A 16,504-nucleotide genomic window follows, 5' to 3' on the forward strand; every position below is an offset into this window, starting at 1 on the left:
TGCTCAACCCATTCATGATCAGTTCTCATGAATGCTCAGCCACGCTCGCGCAAGGCGTCCAGAACCACCTGGAACGCGGACGAGGGGCGCTGGCGGCTGGTGTAGTAGAGATGAAAGCCCGGAAAGGAGGGGCAGTATTCATCGAGGCAGGTCCGCAATGTGCCCGCATCGAGATCGTCCTGCGCCAGTCGCTCCGGGACCAGTGCCAGTCCGTGGCCGTCCCTGGCGGCGCGAAGAACCGGGTTGATCGTGTTGAAACAGGCCTGCCCCTGAACCTTGACGCGGATCTCGTTGCCGTCGCTGTCCTCGAACTCCCAGGCATAGAGCGCGCCATGCGTTGACAGCCGCAAATTGATACAGCGATGTTCGGACAGGTCCTGCGGCGTCTCCGGAGCGCCTGCGGCTTCGAAATATTCCGGCGCGCCGACGCAGATCATCCGTTCTTCCGGGCCGATCCGCATGGTGATCATGCCCTCGCTTACCTGGTCGCCGTAGCGGACACCGGCGTCGCACTGGGCCTCGGCAAGATCCGTATAGCCATAGTCCATGACGAACTCGACATTGACCGACGGGTGTTCCTTGAGCACAGGCGAGAGCTTCGGCCAGAGCAGCGATTCGATCGCGTATTCCACCGCCACGATCCGGACGGTTCCCGTCGGCTGGTCACGGGAATCGTTGAGGGCCTGAAGCCGGGCCTCGATCTTCTCGAAACAGGGATTGAGCGTGGCAAGCAGGTCTTCCCCCTCAAGGGTCGGCGCGACGGAGCGGGTCGTCCTTGTCAGAAGCCGCAGGCCAAGGCGCTGTTCAAGCCCCTTGATCGTGTGGCTGAGCGCTGACTGGGAGATGTTCAGCCGGGCCGCCGCACGCGTGAAGCTGCGCTCTTCGGCGACGGCGGCGAGGGCGATGAGGTCGTTGATGTTTTCTCGGAGCATGAGGGAGGCCCTGATCTCGTCATCCAGGATCATTCAAGGTCTCCCTCACGATATATGTCTCAGGCTCATGAAGTCTAACGATTATGCAGCTGGGACATCGTGCGTTCCCTTGAATGCACACATGAGGCCCCATCACTTTCAGATCAATCAACGGACGTGAAATCGCTCCCGATTGAACGTCCGTTGATCTATGGCGTCAGACGGATCAACCTGTCTGGGGACGCGCCGTCATGGCGGGGCGAGCGGTTGGTGGTGATCGCCAGAACCGTATCGCCGGTGACAAGAACGTCCCGGATCCGCTCTCCGACGGCAAAGGCTTCCGAAACGGTTCCATCGGTTCCGATCTCGAGAACACCGCCGGCACGCAATCCGGCGAGAAGCAACCTGTCCCCGTCGAACGCCAGGCCCGACGGCGCCCAGGTGCTGCCGCCCGAATGGGCCAGCGGCGCCGTCATGCCGTCGGCGGTTTCATCCCCCTGGATCAGCGGCCAGCCGTAATTGCCGCCAGGCTCGATCCGGTTGACCTCGTCGTGTCCGGACTGGCCGTGTTCTGCAGCATAAAGCTGACCCGTGTCGTCCCAGGCCAGGCCTTGCGGGTTGCGGTGCCCGAGGGACCAGACGGCAGACCCCGGAAAGGGATTGTCCTCGGGGATCGCACCGTCGGGCGTGACCCGCAGGATCTTGCCCGCCAGGCTGGAGAGGTCCTGTGGCCGTTCCCGGTTTTCCGTCCAGCCGGTGGTTATGTAGAGCATGCCGTCAGGACCAAAGGCGACGCGGCCGCCGTTATAAAGGGGATGCCCCGGAATATCGTCGACCAGGACCCTGGTCTCGCGCCAGCCACCCTCGGCCCGTTCGGCCTCGATCACCCGGTTCCTGCGGTTTTCGGGCGTGCCGAAATGCTGGTAGAGGACAACGCGCCCGCTGTCGCCGAAATCCGGCCGCAGCGCCAGTCCCAGAAGGCCGCCGCCGCGGTCGTTCAGGACCGGCTCGCTGGTTTCCACCTGCATCCGGGAGAAGCCTTTTTCGTCCAGAATCCCCAGAGTCCCGGCCTTCTCCGTGATGTAGATACGGCCTTCATGCGCCTCGATATCCCAAGGATAGTCGAGGCCGGGCAGAACGGTTTCGGCGGCCTGCGCCGAAACCGGAAGGAGGGCGGCCAGGACAAGGGCGCGCAGAAAATGAAGGGTCCTATTGTGCATAATCTGCATCCGTCACCTTCTCGCCCCAGGAAACGGCGGAGCCGTTGACGGTGGCCTGGATGGCGTAGTGCGACACGGAGGTCGTGTTGGTGGCGCCGTGCCAGTGCTCGACGTCCGGCGGACACCAGACCACGTCGCCGGCCTGAATGACCTGTCTTTCCTGGCCGCGTTCCTGGACCCAGCCGGTGCCGGAGGTCACCACCAGCATCTGGCCCGCCGGATGCGTGTGCCACGCGGAGCGGGCGCCGGGCAGGAAGGTGACGTGACCGGCGCTGACGTCGTGCATGACCGGAGGAAAGACCGGGGCGACATAGGCCGTGCCGCTGAAGTAGTCGGCGCTGCCGATCTGTCCGCCGAGATCCTCGGCGCGGGTGATTTCCATGGATTGTGCGAAAGCCGGCGGGGCGGCGAGCAGAGCGACCGTGAGTGCGATGAGGACAGGTTTCATTTCAGGGGATCTCCGTTGATGGGGATGTGGCCGTCTGGCCTGTGCCCGTAACGTAAGGAGAACCGGCTTCCGGATAATGCCGGAAATATCGCATCCACTCATGAGACCGGCTCATGAACATGGAGGGCCGGATGCAAAGTGGAAGGTGTCCGTTCCGAGACGGGTCCAGGAGCAAGGTTGCATTCATGAGCACCTCTCATGAGTGCCAGTGTCCTGGGGGGACTAATCCTTTTTGCAGAAAGGATTAGATTTGGGAGGACCGAACAAGGGAGCTCGACATGTGCAGGCTGAAACCGAAATGCGTTGCGCTCCTATTCGCGCTTGCCTTTCTCGGCCCGGCTGCCGCCGGTGGTGCAACGGAAACCCAACAAGAGACTGTCATGACCAGGATCCAGGTGATTGCCGGAGACAAAGTGCTCGCCGCCACGCTTGACGACACGCCCGCAGGCCGGGACTTCGCCTCAATGTTGCCGCTGGACCTGACCCTGACCGACTACCACGGGATCGAGAAGGTTGCGGATCTTCCGCGCGAGCTTAACACCACGGGATCGCCGGCAAGCTACGCCCCGAAAACCGGTGACATCACGCTTTACGCGCCCTGGGGCAACCTTGCGATCTTCTACAAGCCGTTCCAGTCGTCCCGCGGCCTGGTCCGGCTGGGGGAATTCGACGGTCCACTGGATGCGCTGATCAAGGACGCGCCGGTGCCGATCCGCATCGAAGCGGCCGACTGACACAACGAGACAACAGCGCCAACGGCAACACGCCTCCGGAAAAAGGGGCTTGACCGGTTGCGCAAATTCCAAGGAAACGGAGACCATCATGAGCAACAACATCGAAGGCAAAGTCATCATCATCACCGGCGCCTCCAGCGGCATCGGCGAAGCAACGGCGAAACTGCTGGCCAGCCGGGGTGCGAAGATCGTGCTTGGCGCGCGCCGCACCGAAAAGCTTGAAAAGATCGCCGAGGAGATCAAGGCGGCAGGTGGCGACGCCATCTACCAGTCACTGGACGTCACGGTTCCGGCGGAAAACGAGGCCATCGTCAAGCTCGCCAAGGACACGTTCGGCAAACTGGACGTGATCTTCCTGAATGCCGGCCTGATGCCGTCGTCGCCGGTCTCTGCGCTCAAGACCGATGAATGGGAGCAGATGGTGGACGTCAATGTGAAGGGTGTCCTGAACGGAGTTGCCGCGGTCATGCCGACTTTCATGGAACAGAAGTCGGGTCACGTCATCGCGACCTCTTCGGTCGCCGGTCTGAAGGCCTATCCGGGCGGCGGCGTCTATTGCGGCACCAAGTGGTTCGTGCGCTCCTTCATGGAGGTCCTGCGGATGGAATCGGCCATGGAGGGCACCAATATCCGCACCGCGACGATCTATCCGGCGGCGATCAACACCGAACTCCTCAACACCATCAGTGACGAGGGCAGCGCCGAGGCCTTCAAGGCCCTCTATGACCAGTACGGCATTTCGGCGGACCGGATCGCGTCCGTTGTCGAATTCGCAGTGAACCTGCCCGAAGACACCACGGTCAACGAATTCACCGTCGGCCCGGCCAACCAGCCGTGGTAGGAGAAGGCGGATAAACAATTGGAAGCAGGAGGGAGAAATTCCCTCCTGCTTCCGTGATTCAGGGCCAGTGTCCCGGCGACATGTCTTTTGCCGCCACTGGCACAATGGCCGACAAACAACCTCGTTACCCGTTCCTGTGGCGAACAGGCTCGTGCGGCGCGACCAGGGCAACAGGCGTCAGTTCGCATATGTTTGCCATTCCTGCCGCGGAAGGCGCACCGTTCCAGACGGTTACCGTGATGCGCCGGGCGTCGTGCAATTTGGCACGGCTCGAAAAAGCAACATCACCCGAATTCAGATTGCTCATTGGAACCACCTCGCTACGATCTCGTGATCTGACGGGTGAAACCTAGCGGATGCATCTTACAGGTTGTGTGATCGCTGACACAAAATTCCGCTTCTGCCCGACATGGCCAGCATTCGGTGCAGCTCAGATGTCGTTGCGCGGGATCCTCAGCACCTGGCCGGGAAAAATGACGTTCGGATTGCTCAGGATGTGCTGGTTCGCCTCGAAAATCGGCTGGTAGATGGACGTGCCGTAATGCTGCTGAGCAATCTGGGTCAGGGTGTCGCCGGGCTTGACCGTATAGGGCTGCCAGCCGCGATAGCCCGACAGGATCCGGGGGCCGAACAGGATCGGGATCACCACCGACGGGCCGTTCTCGTTGCCGGTGTCGTCGGCCAGCGTGAGGAACAGGCGGTTGAGTTCGAAACTGTTGGTGTCGGGAATGTCGATAAAGCCCTGGAATTGCCGCAGGCCAAACGCGCCGACCTGGGTAAACGAGGCATATTCGTCATGGCCCTCGGAGACACGGATGCTGAGGGTTCCCTCAAAGGCCGCGGCATTTCCGGCGATCAGGATCTTTGAACCGACCAGGTCGAACGGCTGGGGCTGCTGGATGTCGAGTGTCACGGTCACGTCAAACCCTCCTCGAAAACTGTCTGAAATCCTTGACGCCCCCCGGCGAAGATCCATCAGACTACAACGTTTTGGCGGAAAATTGACAGGTGCAACTTGTCCCCGGAGCAGGACCGGGGCTGGCCGAGCCGGGGCTGAGCGCCCGGGACTTGCGCAAAGCTCCCGGGCGCCTGCAGCTTATTGAACGCCGATTTCCTTGTAGTAGCGCGCCGCGCCGGGATGGAATTGCGCCGTCCCGAGCTGCTGGGCGGCGTATTCCGGCGACAGGGCCCTGGCCCAGGGCGCGTCCGTGGTGATGCTGTCGAGGTTTTCCCAGAAGGCCTTCGTGATCCTGTAGACGAGCTCTTCGTCGAGATCCGCGCGGACACCGATGCCGACTGCGGTGTCGTTCGACATGACCGGGCCGTCATTCACCTGGTTTTCATAAAGGCCTGCCGGGATTTCCGCACGTTTCCGGAACTTGCCGAGAAACTTGTCGACCTCTTCGCCCTCATGTTCCTCCGGGCCGATGAAGCGCAGTTTTTCGGTTTCCGTGAACTGGATGAACTGCTGGCACGGATCGATGCAGCCATTGACATACATTTCGACCTTTCCGTCCAGGAAGGACTGGAAACCGGTTGCCCAGTTGGCCTTGATGGCATCGTAGTCCTCGCCGGCGACGAGGCCGGTCGTGGCCTCGACCCAGCCCTTGGCGGCGTTGTAGGCGCCGCCGCCCTGTGGCCCGAGAAACACCGTGGCGCCCTCGATATCATCGAGCACGGTAATATCGCTGTCGCCGCGTACGGCGAAGTGATACTGGCCGTAGGGGAACCACATCAGGACCTGGGCGTTCTTGGCGAGTTCCGGAGCCTCCGGCTCGTTCTTGTACATGGCCGCACCCTTGCTCATCAGGATGTGGATGGTCGGCGAGATCATGTACATGTCGAGATTGCCGCGTGCGGTCTCGATCTGGTGCAGCGTCGCGGCGCCGCCGCCGGCGACCTCGATGGCGACATCATCGAGCTTGTCGGTGACGATATTGGCGAAGGTCGCCATGGTGATCGCCTGGCCGAGACTCGGCTCGATCGTCTGCATCTTGAGCGTGGTGTCCTGGGCGCTGGCGGTTCCGGCGAGAACCAGGCCGGCCAGGGCCGTAAGTGCAAGTCGTTTCATGTCTTCCTCCCAAGTTTCATTGCATGTGCGGGTGTGCTGCCGTTTCTGGGCGGCGGCGCAGAACTGCGTGGCCGGCGATTGCGGCAAGGGTCAGGGCGAGGGCGGGGGCGGCATAGGCCATGTCCGGAACCAGAACCAGAAGGCCGAGGGCGACGCGAAGGCCGCGTTCCCACAAGGGCATCCGGCCGCGGTCGAAACCGGCGAGCGCGGATGCGATCGACCACATGGCCACGGCGTAGGCGACGACGATCCAGCCAAATTGCGCCCAGGTGACGGTCGTAATGTCCACCATGGCGGTGCTGTCCGGCGCGGATCCTCCGAACCATTCGAACAGCACCTGAAGCTTGTAGAGCACGGCCGGGTGATAGACGAAGATGAACGGGATCAGGAAGCCCGCGAAGCCGATCCGCGCCGCCTCGAAGCCCGTCCGGATCGGATTGGCACCCGCGATGGGCGCGGCGGCGAAGGCGGCGAGCGCGACCGGTGGCGTGACCGTTGACATGACGGCGAAGAACACCACGAACAGATGCAGCGTGAGTTCGGGGATGCCGACAGCGTCAATGCCCGAGGACAGGGCGATGACGATGATGAAGTAGGTCGCGCCGGGCGGCAGGCCCATACCCAGGACAATGGCGCCGAAGGCAACCACGATCAGCACCAGCGGCAGCGGTCCGCTGGCCAGCTGGGTCAAGAGCAGCGCCAGCCGGCCGGCGAAACCGGACACCTGGATCAGTCCGACGATCAGGCCGATGGCGGTCACGATGACAACGATGGAGGCGGCCATGCGGCCGGCATTGACAAAGGCGCGCCAGATGCGGTCCCGGGACCGGAAATCCCGGAACAGGACGAGCGCGGAACAGACCGCCGCGACGAAGCCGTAGAAACCGGCTTTCGGAACCGACGGCTGGCTGAACAGGAACCAGGTGAGCACACCGAGCGGCACCACGAAAACCAGGCATTGAAGCCATTCCCGGCGGTTGAGCGGCGGGCGCTGGTCCGCGGGAAGCGCGCCGATGCCGTGACGGCGCGCCTCGAAATAGACCGTCAGGAAGGTGGCGAAGTAATACATGATCGCCGGCAGGATGGCGGCGACGACGATGTAGCGGTATTCGAGACCGATCTGGCCAGCCACGAAAAAGGCGACGACACCCATGACGGGGGGCATGATCTGCCCGCCCGTGGAGGCGGCGGCCTCGACCGCCCCGGCAAAGGCCGGCTTGAAACCCGATTTCTTGATCACGGGGATGGTCATGACACCGGTCGAGACGACATTCGAGATGGCGGCGCCGGACAGGGTTCCGAAAAGCGCGGAGGAGGCGACGGCGGCATGGGCCGCCCCGCCGACCATTCCGCCGGTCAGCCGGTTGGCGATCTTCATGAGCAGGTCGCCCGCGCCCGAGGCCATCATGACCGCGCCGAAGACGATGAAGATCAGGACACTGCCGGAAACCACCTGCAGCGGCTGTCCGAACTGACCGCCGGTCTGCGCCCAGAAGTTCAGCACCATGGCGCGCAGGCTCTGGGAGAAGGTGGACTCCGAACCGGCCAGAATGCCCGTCCAGTCCGGCAGGTAGCCGCGGACGAAGAAATAGACCACCCAGAACAGGCAGAAGGCCACGATGAAACCGCCGAACATGCGCCAGGTCAGATAGAGCGTGATCGCGGTGGCGATCGGAAACATGACGAAGTCGATCGGGCTGGCGGAGGGCAGGGCGCCGCCGTCGGTGGCGAAGATCTTGATCATCCAGGAGACGAAGGCCACCATCGACAGGAGGGTCAGGCACCAGTTGGCGATGCGCCCGGCGGATCCCCGGTGCAGGGTCAGCAGCGAGATGGCAAAGGAAAAAACGATCGGAAGGCCGATGATCAGTCCCGTCGGCAGGAGGAAGGCCCGCTCGAAGGAGCGGTAGCCGGAACCCAGCCAGTGTTCGCGCAACAGGGCGCGCTGATCCCTGCGCGACAGTTCGTCAAAGCCCTGCGTGCTTGTTTCGATGAACCAGCGGACAAAATCCGTGATCGGGCCGGAGGCCGCATAGATCAGGATGATGCCGACAAACAGCACCGCCAGAAGGTCGGCGACCTGCTTGTCCGCCCTGGGAACTACCGGCGCGGATTGTTCGGGGGCGGCTTGGTCGGGAGCGGTGTTCATCTCACGCACCCTCCTTTCCGGAACTTGCCGTGTGGTCCTGGCCGACCGGGCCGCGATAGGCCTGGGTCAGCTCCTCGGGAACCTCCGAGCCGTCCTTGAGAAAGGGCAGGATGCCGCGCCGGGCGGACCGCCCGCGCATGGCTTCGATGTCGGCTTCCGAACGTGTGACCCGCTGGGCCATGCGCCGGCCCCACCGGGCCAGGTGCTGGTAAAGGCGCTCGATCTCCGCACCGTGCGTGTCCCAGCGCGCGAGGTCGTCAAATTCGTCCGGGTCGGTGGCCAGATCGAACAGCATCGGCCGGAAGCCGCCCTCCGCATGGATCAGCTTGTAGCGGCCGTCAAACACCATGAAGAGTCGCGCGTCCCTGGAGCTGACCCCGAGAGACGCGCGCATGGGCGTGACCGAATAGTCGTATTCGCTGATGACTATTTCACGCCAGTCCGGTGTTTCGCCGCGCAGCCATGGCGACAGGCTGCGGCCTTCCAGGATGTGATCGGGAATGGTGCCGCCGGCCGCCTCGACAAAGGTCGGGGCGAGGTCGATCGATTCAACGAGGGCATCGCACACCGTGCCTCGCGTCGCGTCGGCCTCGGGGCGCGGATCGCAGATGATCATCGGGATCTTGACCGACGGTTCGTGGAACAGGTCCTTCTCGCCGAGCCAGTGGTCGCCCAGATAATCGCCATGGTCCGAGGTCAGAACGATCATGGTGTCGTCCAGGCGCCCCGTTTCCTCAAGGTAGTCCAGCAGGCGGCCAAGCTGGTCGTCGCACTGCTTGATCAGGCCCATATAGGCCGGGATGACCTTGCGGCGGACCTCGTCGTTTTGGAAGGCGGCGGCGATCTTGTTGCCCATGAAGGCGCCGTAGACCGGATGCGGATCCTCGCGTTCCTTCTCGGAGCGCATTGCCGCCGGAACGTGGTTCGGACCGTACATTTCGTGATAGGGCGCAGGAACGATATAGGGCCAGTGCGGCTTGATATAGCTGACATGGGCGCACCAGGGGGCTTTTGCCTGGTCGATGAACTCGATGGTGCGGGAGGTCAGCCAGGGGGTCTCGCTGTCCTCTTCGCGGATATTGGCCGGCTTGTCGGCATTGTCGAACATCCAGCCGGACGCCTTCTCGCCCGCATCGATCCCGGCATTGGCAAAGTCGGCCCAGGGGTTCTGGCCTTCGTAACCGCGCGATTTCAGATATTCGTTATAAGGGGATCGTTTTTCGTCGTAGAAGCCGTCGGGTCCTTCACCCCACAGACCGTCGTCGCGGATCCAAACGTCGAAGCCGCATTCCGCCTGGCGGGCGCCGATGACGCTGTCGGGCGCAAGGCCGAGCCGGGCCATGCCCTCGGCGTCGACCTTCATGTGGGTCTTGCCGATCAGCCAGCAATCCATGCCCGCCTTGCGCAGGTGATCGCCGAGCGTGTGTTCGCCGACCCGCAGGGGAAAGCCGTTCCACTGGGCACCGTGGGAGGAGACATACCGGCCGGTATAAAAGCTCATCCGGCTGGCACCGCAGACCGGCGACTGCACATAGGCGTTGGTGAAGCGAACACCCCGGGCGGCCACCCGGTCGAAATTCGGGGTTTCCAGATGGGGGTGGCCTGCGCAGCTCAGATAATCGAAGCGCAGCTGGTCGTACATGACGAACAGGATATTCAAGCGAGTGTCCTCCCAAACAGCCGGTTTCCGGCTCGTTTGAAAGAACGGTACCACTTTCGTCGTATAGCCCTCAATTATCCTGATCTCATGGATATAACCTCAGGTTATGTCTTCGGGGCGTGGCTGCGGCCTTCCTCCCGGATAATGTCGGCAAAGGCGAGGGCCGCCGGCGTGAGCAGTCTTTCCTTCGTCCAGGTGAGGGCGATGTCGACCGTCAGGTCGCTCAGGTCCACCGGCAGGGCCGCAACCGCCCAGCGCTGCCGGACGTCGTCGACGATCAGGGAGGGAAAGGAGCAGATGACATCCGAGCGCTCCAGCACAGACAGGATGCTCAGGATGGAGTCGGAGCGAATGACAGGCTCGGGTCCTATCAGGCCGCGGCTTTTGAAATAGTCCTGGTAAAGAGGTCGCCGGCTGCGCGGCCCGATCACCGCCCATCTTGCCTGCAGGAGATCCAGAGGTTCGCACAGTTCCTTCATCGGCGAGTGTTCTCCCGCGAGAAACGTGACCGAAGTTGTCAGAAGATGTTCCGCATGCAAGCCCGCTTTCGGCAGGCCGTCGGGGGCCGGGCCGATGACAAAATCGGCTTCGCCGGAGCGCAGGGAATGGAAGGCCTTCGGCGCGTGGCCGCCGGTGATGTTGAGTTCTATGCCCGGAAACCGGCTCTGGAACCGCCGCGTCACCGCGGGAACGATCTTCAGCGCGGCCAGCGGCGACACCACCACGGAAATCGAGCCGACATAGTCGCCGCGGCTTTGGGCGATGTCTTCGGTCAGTTTCTGGAGATCCGTCTGTATCCGCCGGCATCTGTCGATGACCTTCTGGCCCTCGAGCGTCGGTACGACGCCGCTCGGGACGCGATGGAACAGGACGATCCCGAGTTCGCCCTCGATCTTCTTGAGCGCCTTGGTGATGGCCGGCTGCGACCTGTCCAGGGCCTTGGCCGCGGCGGCCAGGCTGCCAAGGGTCGCAACCGCATCGACGAGTTCAACATATTGCGCTTTCACGTTGCGGGTCTCCCGGGTGTTCGCGGCGGGGTACGACTTTGCCAAAGTTCATGCCCTTGCACCACTGTGCTTCCTTGCCTTGAAAACCGGAGCTTTTCCCTTTCCGCTGCCGCGCCGATCCGCTATGTCACCGGAAACCGCCACTTGAGCTCCAGGGCCACAGACATGAACGATATCGCCGACAGCACCGACATTGATGTGCCCGCGCTTCTGCGCAAGGCGCCGTCCAGCGTCGAGTTCAAGAAGCTGCGCAAGCGGCTTCTGAGGCAGGCGCGCGAGGCGATCGGCGACTTCGGCATGCTTCCTGAAGGCGCGTCCCGGGACAACAAGCCGAAATGGCTGGTGTGCCTGTCCGGCGGCAAGGACAGCTACACGCTGCTTGCCGTCCTGATCGAATTGAAATGGCGCGGCCTGCTGCCGGTCGATCTGGTCGCCTGCAATCTCGACCAGGCCCAGCCGGGTTTCCCTGCGCATGTTCTGCCGCAGTTTTTCGAGGAAAACGGCATCGAGCATATCATCGTGCGTGAGGACACCTATTCGATCGTTACCGACAAGATCCCAGAACACCGCACCTATTGCTCGCTGTGCTCGCGCCTGCGCCGCGGGATCCTCTACCGGGTCGCCCGGGAGCAGGGCTGCGAGGCGATCGTGCTCGGCCATCACCGGGACGACATTCTCGAAACCTTCTTCATGAATCTCTTCCATGGCGGACGCCTGGCTTCGATGCCGCCGAAGCTGATCAACGACGAGGGCGATCTCCTGGTGCTGCGCCCGCTCGCCTACGCGGCCGAAAGCGATATCACGAAGTTTTCCAACAGCATGCAGTTCCCGATCATCCCGTGCAATCTCTGCGGCTCGCAGGACGGACTGCAGCGCGAGGAGGTCAAGCGCATGCTGCAGGGCTGGGAAAAGGAAAACCCGGGCCGCCTCGGCGTCATGGCCCGGGCGCTGGGCCACACACGGCCCTCGCATCTGCTGGACAGAAAACTCTACGACTTCGTCAACCTGCGTCCCGCGGACGGGGGGACCGAATTGGAAGGCGGCGAGGCGGAGGAGCCCTGCGGCGCCAGCCTTGCGATGACGGCAAAGCTGTTCGCGGCGGAGTGAGCAGGCGCCTGTTCATCCGGGAGAAACCCCACAGTCTTCGGCCTTGCCGGACTTGATCCGGCCATCCATGCCGTTGCCTTGCCTGCAGTCGGGGCGCGAGGATAAGATGCGGCAGGGTTTGAGGGCCGACAGCAAATGGAATTGCCGCCGACCTCATGGGGACAAGGCTGAATCACGAAAGCCGTTTCAGGGCCTTGGGGGCTCGAAAGCGTGGTGCATCGCATGAAGGAAACGATGCGCGGATTCAGGGTCCCCAAACGGCGGCATGGTCGGGGTAAGGTCGCCCCGTCGCCTGTCGGTTTCGGCGTCGTAGACAACGTTATTGTCCTTGATCGTGACCTCTACCTTCAGGTCCGCGAGCGTTTCGGGATCAACCGCGGTCGGATCGCCGGAGAGGATGACGAAGTCGGCGATCTTGCCAATCTCGATGGAGCCCTTGTGGTCTTCCTCGAATTGCTGCCAGGCGGGCCAGATCGTCATGGCCTTGAGCGCGGTCATGACATCGACGCGCTGGCTCGGCCCGAGGATGTCTCCGGACCGGGTGCGGCGCGTAACGGTTGCCGACAGGATGCGCATGCTGTCGGGAAAGGCGACCGGGGCGTCGTGATGCGAGCCGAACATCATGCCGCGCTGCCGGACCCATCCTGTTGGCGAGATGTTGTCGGCATTGACCGGACCGACCGTGTGGTCGCGGTGCCAGTCGCCCCAGTAGAACGTGTGCATGGGAAACAGAGACAGGAACACACCGAGGTCCTTGAAGCTGTCGACCTGGTCCTCACGCAGGAACTGGCCGTGGATCAGGACGGGCCGGTTGCCCGGGTCGCCGTATTTTTCCTGTGCCGTACCCAGTGCGGCGATCAGCATGTCGGATGCACCTTCGCCATTGGCATGGGTGATGACCTGGATACCGTTTTCATAACACCAGTTCACAGCATCCTGGGCCTGTTCCATGGTGATGGCGGCGTAGCCGGAATAACCGGGTGGGTAATCGCCGACCGGGTCGTAGTAGGGCCGGTCCCGGAGCGCGGTGAAGCCTTGCGGCGAGCCGTCGATGGTCAGCTTGCAGCCGCCGACACGCACGCGGCCGGTATAGTTGCGCGACACATTGGCCTTGATGTAATCCCTGGCTTCGAGGACGTCGGGGTAGGCAACCACATCGACGGGAAGTCCCTGTTCGGCATCGACCGTTTTCAGCGCCTCGACCACAGCACCGGACGCCCGGCCTTCCTGTGAGGTCGTATATCCGTAGCTTGCCCAGAGATCGGCACCGGCCGCCGCGAACGCCTTGAGGCCGTCCGGGCCGAGTTTCGCAAGCATCGGGACGAGGGCATTGAAGAAGGCGTATTCCTCAAGCACGCCGTTGGGGGACCCGTCCGGATTGCGCCGGATGACACCTCCTTCGGGGTTCTGGGTCGAGGCATCGATCCCGGCGATCTCAAGGGCCCTGGAATTGGCGACGCCCAGATGGCCGGATTGATGGACAATCATGATCGGAATGTCGCTCGAGACAGCGTCGAGATCGGTGCTGGTCGGGTGCCGGAGTTCCGCCAACTGGGCATTGTCGTAACCAAAGCCGACGATGATCTGCACCTGGTCGACGATCTCCTTGTTGTCCGCGACCCAGGTTTTCAGCGTCTCCTGGAGACTTGCAATATCCTTGACCTCACCGTCGGGCGGGGCCAGAAGATTGGCGGAGAGGGCCTGCAGTCCGCCCATGACGACGTGGCCATGGCTGTCGACAAAGCCCGGCAGCATCGTGCGGCCTCCAAGGTTGAAATCCTGAGTTCCGTCTCCGCGGTGTTTCGACACTTCGTCGACTGTCCCGACTGAGAGGATCCTGCCGTTCCTGACCGCGACTGCTTCAGCCCTTGGGCTCGCGCCGTTGATCGTCAGGATGGGACCGCCTGTGTAAATCGTGTCGGCAGTCTCCTGTGCCAGGGCGCCGGCGGGCAACAGGGCAAGAGCAAGGGCGAAAGGTATCAGGGGAAGTTTCATCATCGCCTCCAACAGGTGGGTGCCGCCTCTGAAGGGCGCTGTGTCTGATGCGGCAGCCAGACCGGAAATGCTATTTCGACGTGTCTTGATCGCAGCGATTATGGTCGGAAAAATGGCATACCGCCAGTTGTATTCCGGGGCGCGGGAGGACCGGTCTTCCCGGCAGCGCCTCCTCCGCCGGGCTGCTGGATGAGGAGCGCTGTCCCTTTTGGCAACTGCCGGCTGGCCAGGTCGGCGCGCCTTGCTTCGGCAAAAACGGGCGTCCGGCCTCGGTGGACCGGATACGCCCCTAGATCACGACAATCGGAGAACCGGCCGGAACGCGGCTGTGCAGGTCTATGATGTCCTGGTTGATCAGACGGACGCAACCGCTGGAAACGGCGGTTCCGATCGTCCAGTACTCGGCCGTTCCGTGCACGCGGTAGAGCGTGTCCTTGTTGCCCTGGAAAATATACAGTGCACGGGCGCCGAGCGGGTTCTGCAGCCCCGGAGGCATGCCGCCGTTGCGCCAGCTCCATTTTTCCAGTTCGGGCTCGCGTTCGATCATCTCGTCGGGTGGGGTCCACTTCGGCCACTCGGCCTTGCGCGCGATGCGGGCGCGCCCGGACCATTCGAAACCCGCGCGGCCCAGACCCACGCCATAGCGCATGGCCTTGCCCTGTTCCTGGACGAGATAGAGGTAGAAGTTGCTGGTATCGACCACCAGCGTGCCGACCCGTTCGGATGTCGGATAATCGACCTGCTGGCGGAAAAACCGCTCCGGCACTTTCTTCAGGTTGACGGCCGGCAGCGGAAACCGCTCCTCCGGCATGGCCCGGTACATGGCCAGATAGGCGGGGTCCTCCGCCAGGGAAACCGGGGTGGGAGACGTGTTGGTCGACACGCAACCGGTTACGGCGAGCCCTGCGAGGCTCGCCGATCCGGCAAGAAAGTGTCTTCTTGTAAGCTGGTTCATGTGATCGTTACTGACCCATCTTCATGTAGGGATGAGGTTTTTTGTCCGCGCCTCTCCCAAGGGCGAAGACCGTGTATTTGGCATCGGGGTCGTGGCCCATGCCAAGCGAGCCCTGGGGCATGCCGGGCACCGCGATCCCGCGAATGTCCGGCCGTTCCGTCATCATCTTTTCGACCGCCTCAAGCGGAACATGGCCTTCGATGATGTATTTGTGCGCGCCGCCGGTCACGGCTGTGTGGCAGGCCTGCATGTCGTCCGGAATACCCGCCTGTTTCTTGATCGGCGCAAGGTCCTCCATGTCCTCGATGACAACCTTGTAACCGGCCGCTTCCATGGCATCCGTCCAGACCTCGCAGCATCCGCACCAGGGAGACTTGTAGACGGTGATCGTTGTGTCTTCGCCGGCCTGGGCCGCGGTGGCCAGGGACAGCGCTCCGCCGAGTGCGGCGATCATCAGAAAAGGTCTGGTCATCGGTCTGCTCCTGATTTTCGGGAGGAATGACAGGTCGTCCCCATGAAGCGGTAAATGACCGCATGCACAGCCAGGCAGCCGGCTATTGGGGTCGCCAGAACCAGCGTTTCCGACCAGGTCAGGCCGGAAGGAGAGGAGACAACCAGCAGCCCTGTGCCGGCGGCCAGGACCGCGCAGCAGGCGACCATGAAAAGCGTGTGCGTGTCGAGGTATTTGCGATTTGATGTGCGACTGGCAACCGACAGGGTGCGAGTGCCGTTCTGAGAGAGGCTCATGGAGCGTTTCCCTTCGAAACGAGGCGAACGGAGTGTGAGCCGGGCTACCGATGCCCGGATGTGTTTCGTTCAACCTTCCAGATGACTGATCGTCCGGCGCAGCTTCGCCGGGGCGAGAAGTCAGGCGCTTATGGGAGGCTGAATGAAAGGCACAGGTGCCAGGGCGGTGAGTTCGGGATGCGGTGAAAGTTCCAGCGTGGCTTCAGCCGGGCAGGGAATGTGGAGACTGCCCGGTTGAAGCGATGCACAATCGACGCTGCAATGCGCGATCTTTGCCGTAAGTTCCTGCTCTTCGGTCTGCTCGCAGCATGCGAGATGGTGCGGCATTGTGAGCTCCATCACCGCGGTGCGGCCGGCTTCAGAGATCTTGGAGCCTTGAACGGCTGGCATCCCTCCCGGCGCACCGGAAAGGGCGCTGGCCGTATGGACCCCCGCAAAAAACACCACCAGCAATGTCACCAGGACGGCGCGCATGCTCGCCAATTACCTTGTCTTCCGAATTTTCAAGACCCGTCCGAAGTATCGGGCAAGTTACTTCCTAACGCAGCTAGTCGCGAATTGCGGTCAAAGCGTGGCCGCGCGGACAACAGCACTGGAGAAGTGCCACGAGGTCCGTAACGTCTTGGTGAGCTTGGCCTGACATCATGACCTGCCGGGTG

General features: G+C 62.7%; 16 protein-coding genes. 3 read left to right on the forward strand and 13 right to left on the reverse strand.

Annotation, left to right across the window (positions count from 1 at the left end; all coding sequences use genetic code 11):
* Positions 1-35: 35 nt before the first annotated feature.
* The 3 genes from O6760_RS18890 to O6760_RS18900 form a co-directional block, all read right to left on the reverse strand.
* The gene (locus tag O6760_RS18890; RefSeq protein ID WP_332306198.1) at positions 36-965 is read right to left on the reverse strand and encodes a LysR family transcriptional regulator; all 930 of its coding nucleotides are present in this window, start codon (positions 963-965) and stop codon (positions 36-38) included.
* A 155-nt stretch (positions 966-1,120) separates the two neighbouring features.
* Positions 1,121-2,131, reverse strand: a complete 1,011-nt coding sequence (locus O6760_RS18895) for a PQQ-dependent sugar dehydrogenase (RefSeq protein ID WP_269581261.1) — start codon at positions 2,129-2,131, stop codon at positions 1,121-1,123.
* Positions 2,121-2,579: a (R)-mandelonitrile lyase gene (locus O6760_RS18900; protein ID WP_269581262.1), complete on the reverse strand. Its 459-nt coding sequence runs from the start codon at positions 2,577-2,579 to the stop codon at positions 2,121-2,123. The genes O6760_RS18895 and O6760_RS18900 overlap by 11 nt, the downstream gene beginning before the upstream one ends.
* Positions 2,580-2,857: 278 nt before the next feature.
* Between O6760_RS18900 and O6760_RS18905 the strand changes: the two genes are divergently transcribed.
* Positions 2,858-3,313: a cyclophilin-like fold protein gene (locus O6760_RS18905; protein ID WP_269581263.1), complete on the forward strand. Its 456-nt coding sequence runs from the start codon at positions 2,858-2,860 to the stop codon at positions 3,311-3,313.
* Between the two features lie 88 nt (positions 3,314-3,401).
* Positions 3,402-4,154, forward strand: a complete 753-nt coding sequence (locus tag O6760_RS18910) for an SDR family oxidoreductase (protein ID WP_269581264.1) — start codon at positions 3,402-3,404, stop codon at positions 4,152-4,154.
* A 430-nt stretch (positions 4,155-4,584) separates the two neighbouring features.
* Here the strand turns inward: O6760_RS18910 and O6760_RS18915 are convergent, their stop codons facing one another.
* The 5 genes from O6760_RS18915 to O6760_RS18935 form a co-directional block, all read right to left on the reverse strand.
* The gene (locus O6760_RS18915; RefSeq protein ID WP_269581265.1) at positions 4,585-5,073 is read right to left on the reverse strand and encodes a LysM peptidoglycan-binding domain-containing protein; all 489 of its coding nucleotides are present in this window, start codon (positions 5,071-5,073) and stop codon (positions 4,585-4,587) included.
* A 177-nt stretch (positions 5,074-5,250) separates the two neighbouring features.
* Positions 5,251-6,225, reverse strand: coding sequence for a TAXI family TRAP transporter solute-binding subunit (locus O6760_RS18920; protein WP_269581266.1), 975 nt, complete (start codon positions 6,223-6,225; stop codon positions 5,251-5,253).
* A 16-nt stretch (positions 6,226-6,241) separates the two neighbouring features.
* Positions 6,242-8,374: a TRAP transporter permease gene (locus tag O6760_RS18925; protein ID WP_269581267.1), complete on the reverse strand. Its 2,133-nt coding sequence runs from the start codon at positions 8,372-8,374 to the stop codon at positions 6,242-6,244.
* A 1-nt stretch (position 8,375) separates the two neighbouring features.
* Positions 8,376-10,016 (reverse strand): sulfatase-like hydrolase/transferase, encoded by a 1,641-nt coding sequence (locus tag O6760_RS18930; protein WP_269586308.1) that lies wholly within the window; start codon positions 10,014-10,016, stop codon positions 8,376-8,378.
* 122 nt (positions 10,017-10,138) lie between these two features.
* Positions 10,139-11,041 carry a LysR family transcriptional regulator gene (locus O6760_RS18935; RefSeq protein ID WP_269581268.1) on the reverse strand — a complete coding sequence of 301 codons (903 nt, stop codon included), beginning with the start codon at positions 11,039-11,041 and terminating at the stop codon, positions 10,139-10,141.
* Positions 11,042-11,185: 144 nt separating this feature from the next.
* On the opposite strand from O6760_RS18935, the gene ttcA reads away from it, so the two are divergent.
* A complete protein-coding gene (gene ttcA / locus O6760_RS18940; protein WP_442969808.1) occupies positions 11,186-12,148 on the forward strand; it encodes a tRNA 2-thiocytidine(32) synthetase TtcA in 963 nt (320 codons plus the stop codon).
* Positions 12,149-12,334: 186 nt separating this feature from the next.
* Here the strand turns inward: ttcA and O6760_RS18945 are convergent, their stop codons facing one another.
* The 5 genes from O6760_RS18945 to O6760_RS18965 all read right to left on the reverse strand — a co-directional run bounded on the left by O6760_RS18945 (position 12,335) and on the right by O6760_RS18965 (position 16,319).
* Positions 12,335-14,143 (reverse strand): amidohydrolase, encoded by a 1,809-nt coding sequence (locus O6760_RS18945; RefSeq protein ID WP_269581270.1) that lies wholly within the window; start codon positions 14,141-14,143, stop codon positions 12,335-12,337.
* 289 nt (positions 14,144-14,432) lie between these two features.
* A complete protein-coding gene (locus O6760_RS18950) occupies positions 14,433-15,098 on the reverse strand; it encodes a L,D-transpeptidase (protein ID WP_269581271.1) in 666 nt (221 codons plus the stop codon).
* Between the two features lie 7 nt (positions 15,099-15,105).
* A complete protein-coding gene (locus O6760_RS18955) occupies positions 15,106-15,570 on the reverse strand; it encodes a DUF411 domain-containing protein (RefSeq protein WP_269581272.1) in 465 nt (154 codons plus the stop codon).
* Positions 15,567-15,845 (reverse strand): hypothetical protein, encoded by a 279-nt coding sequence (locus O6760_RS18960; protein ID WP_269581273.1) that lies wholly within the window; start codon positions 15,843-15,845, stop codon positions 15,567-15,569. The genes O6760_RS18955 and O6760_RS18960 overlap by 4 nt, the downstream gene beginning before the upstream one ends.
* A gap of 120 nt (positions 15,846-15,965) precedes the next feature.
* On the reverse strand, positions 15,966-16,319 hold the full coding sequence (locus tag O6760_RS18965) for a hypothetical protein (RefSeq protein WP_269581274.1): 354 nt from the start codon (positions 16,317-16,319) through the stop codon (positions 15,966-15,968).
* Between the last annotated feature and the right edge of the window lie 185 nt (positions 16,320-16,504).

The sequence above is a fragment of the Roseibium sp. Sym1 genome, from assembly GCF_027359675.1.
Lineage (GTDB): Bacteria > Pseudomonadota > Alphaproteobacteria > Rhizobiales > Stappiaceae > Roseibium.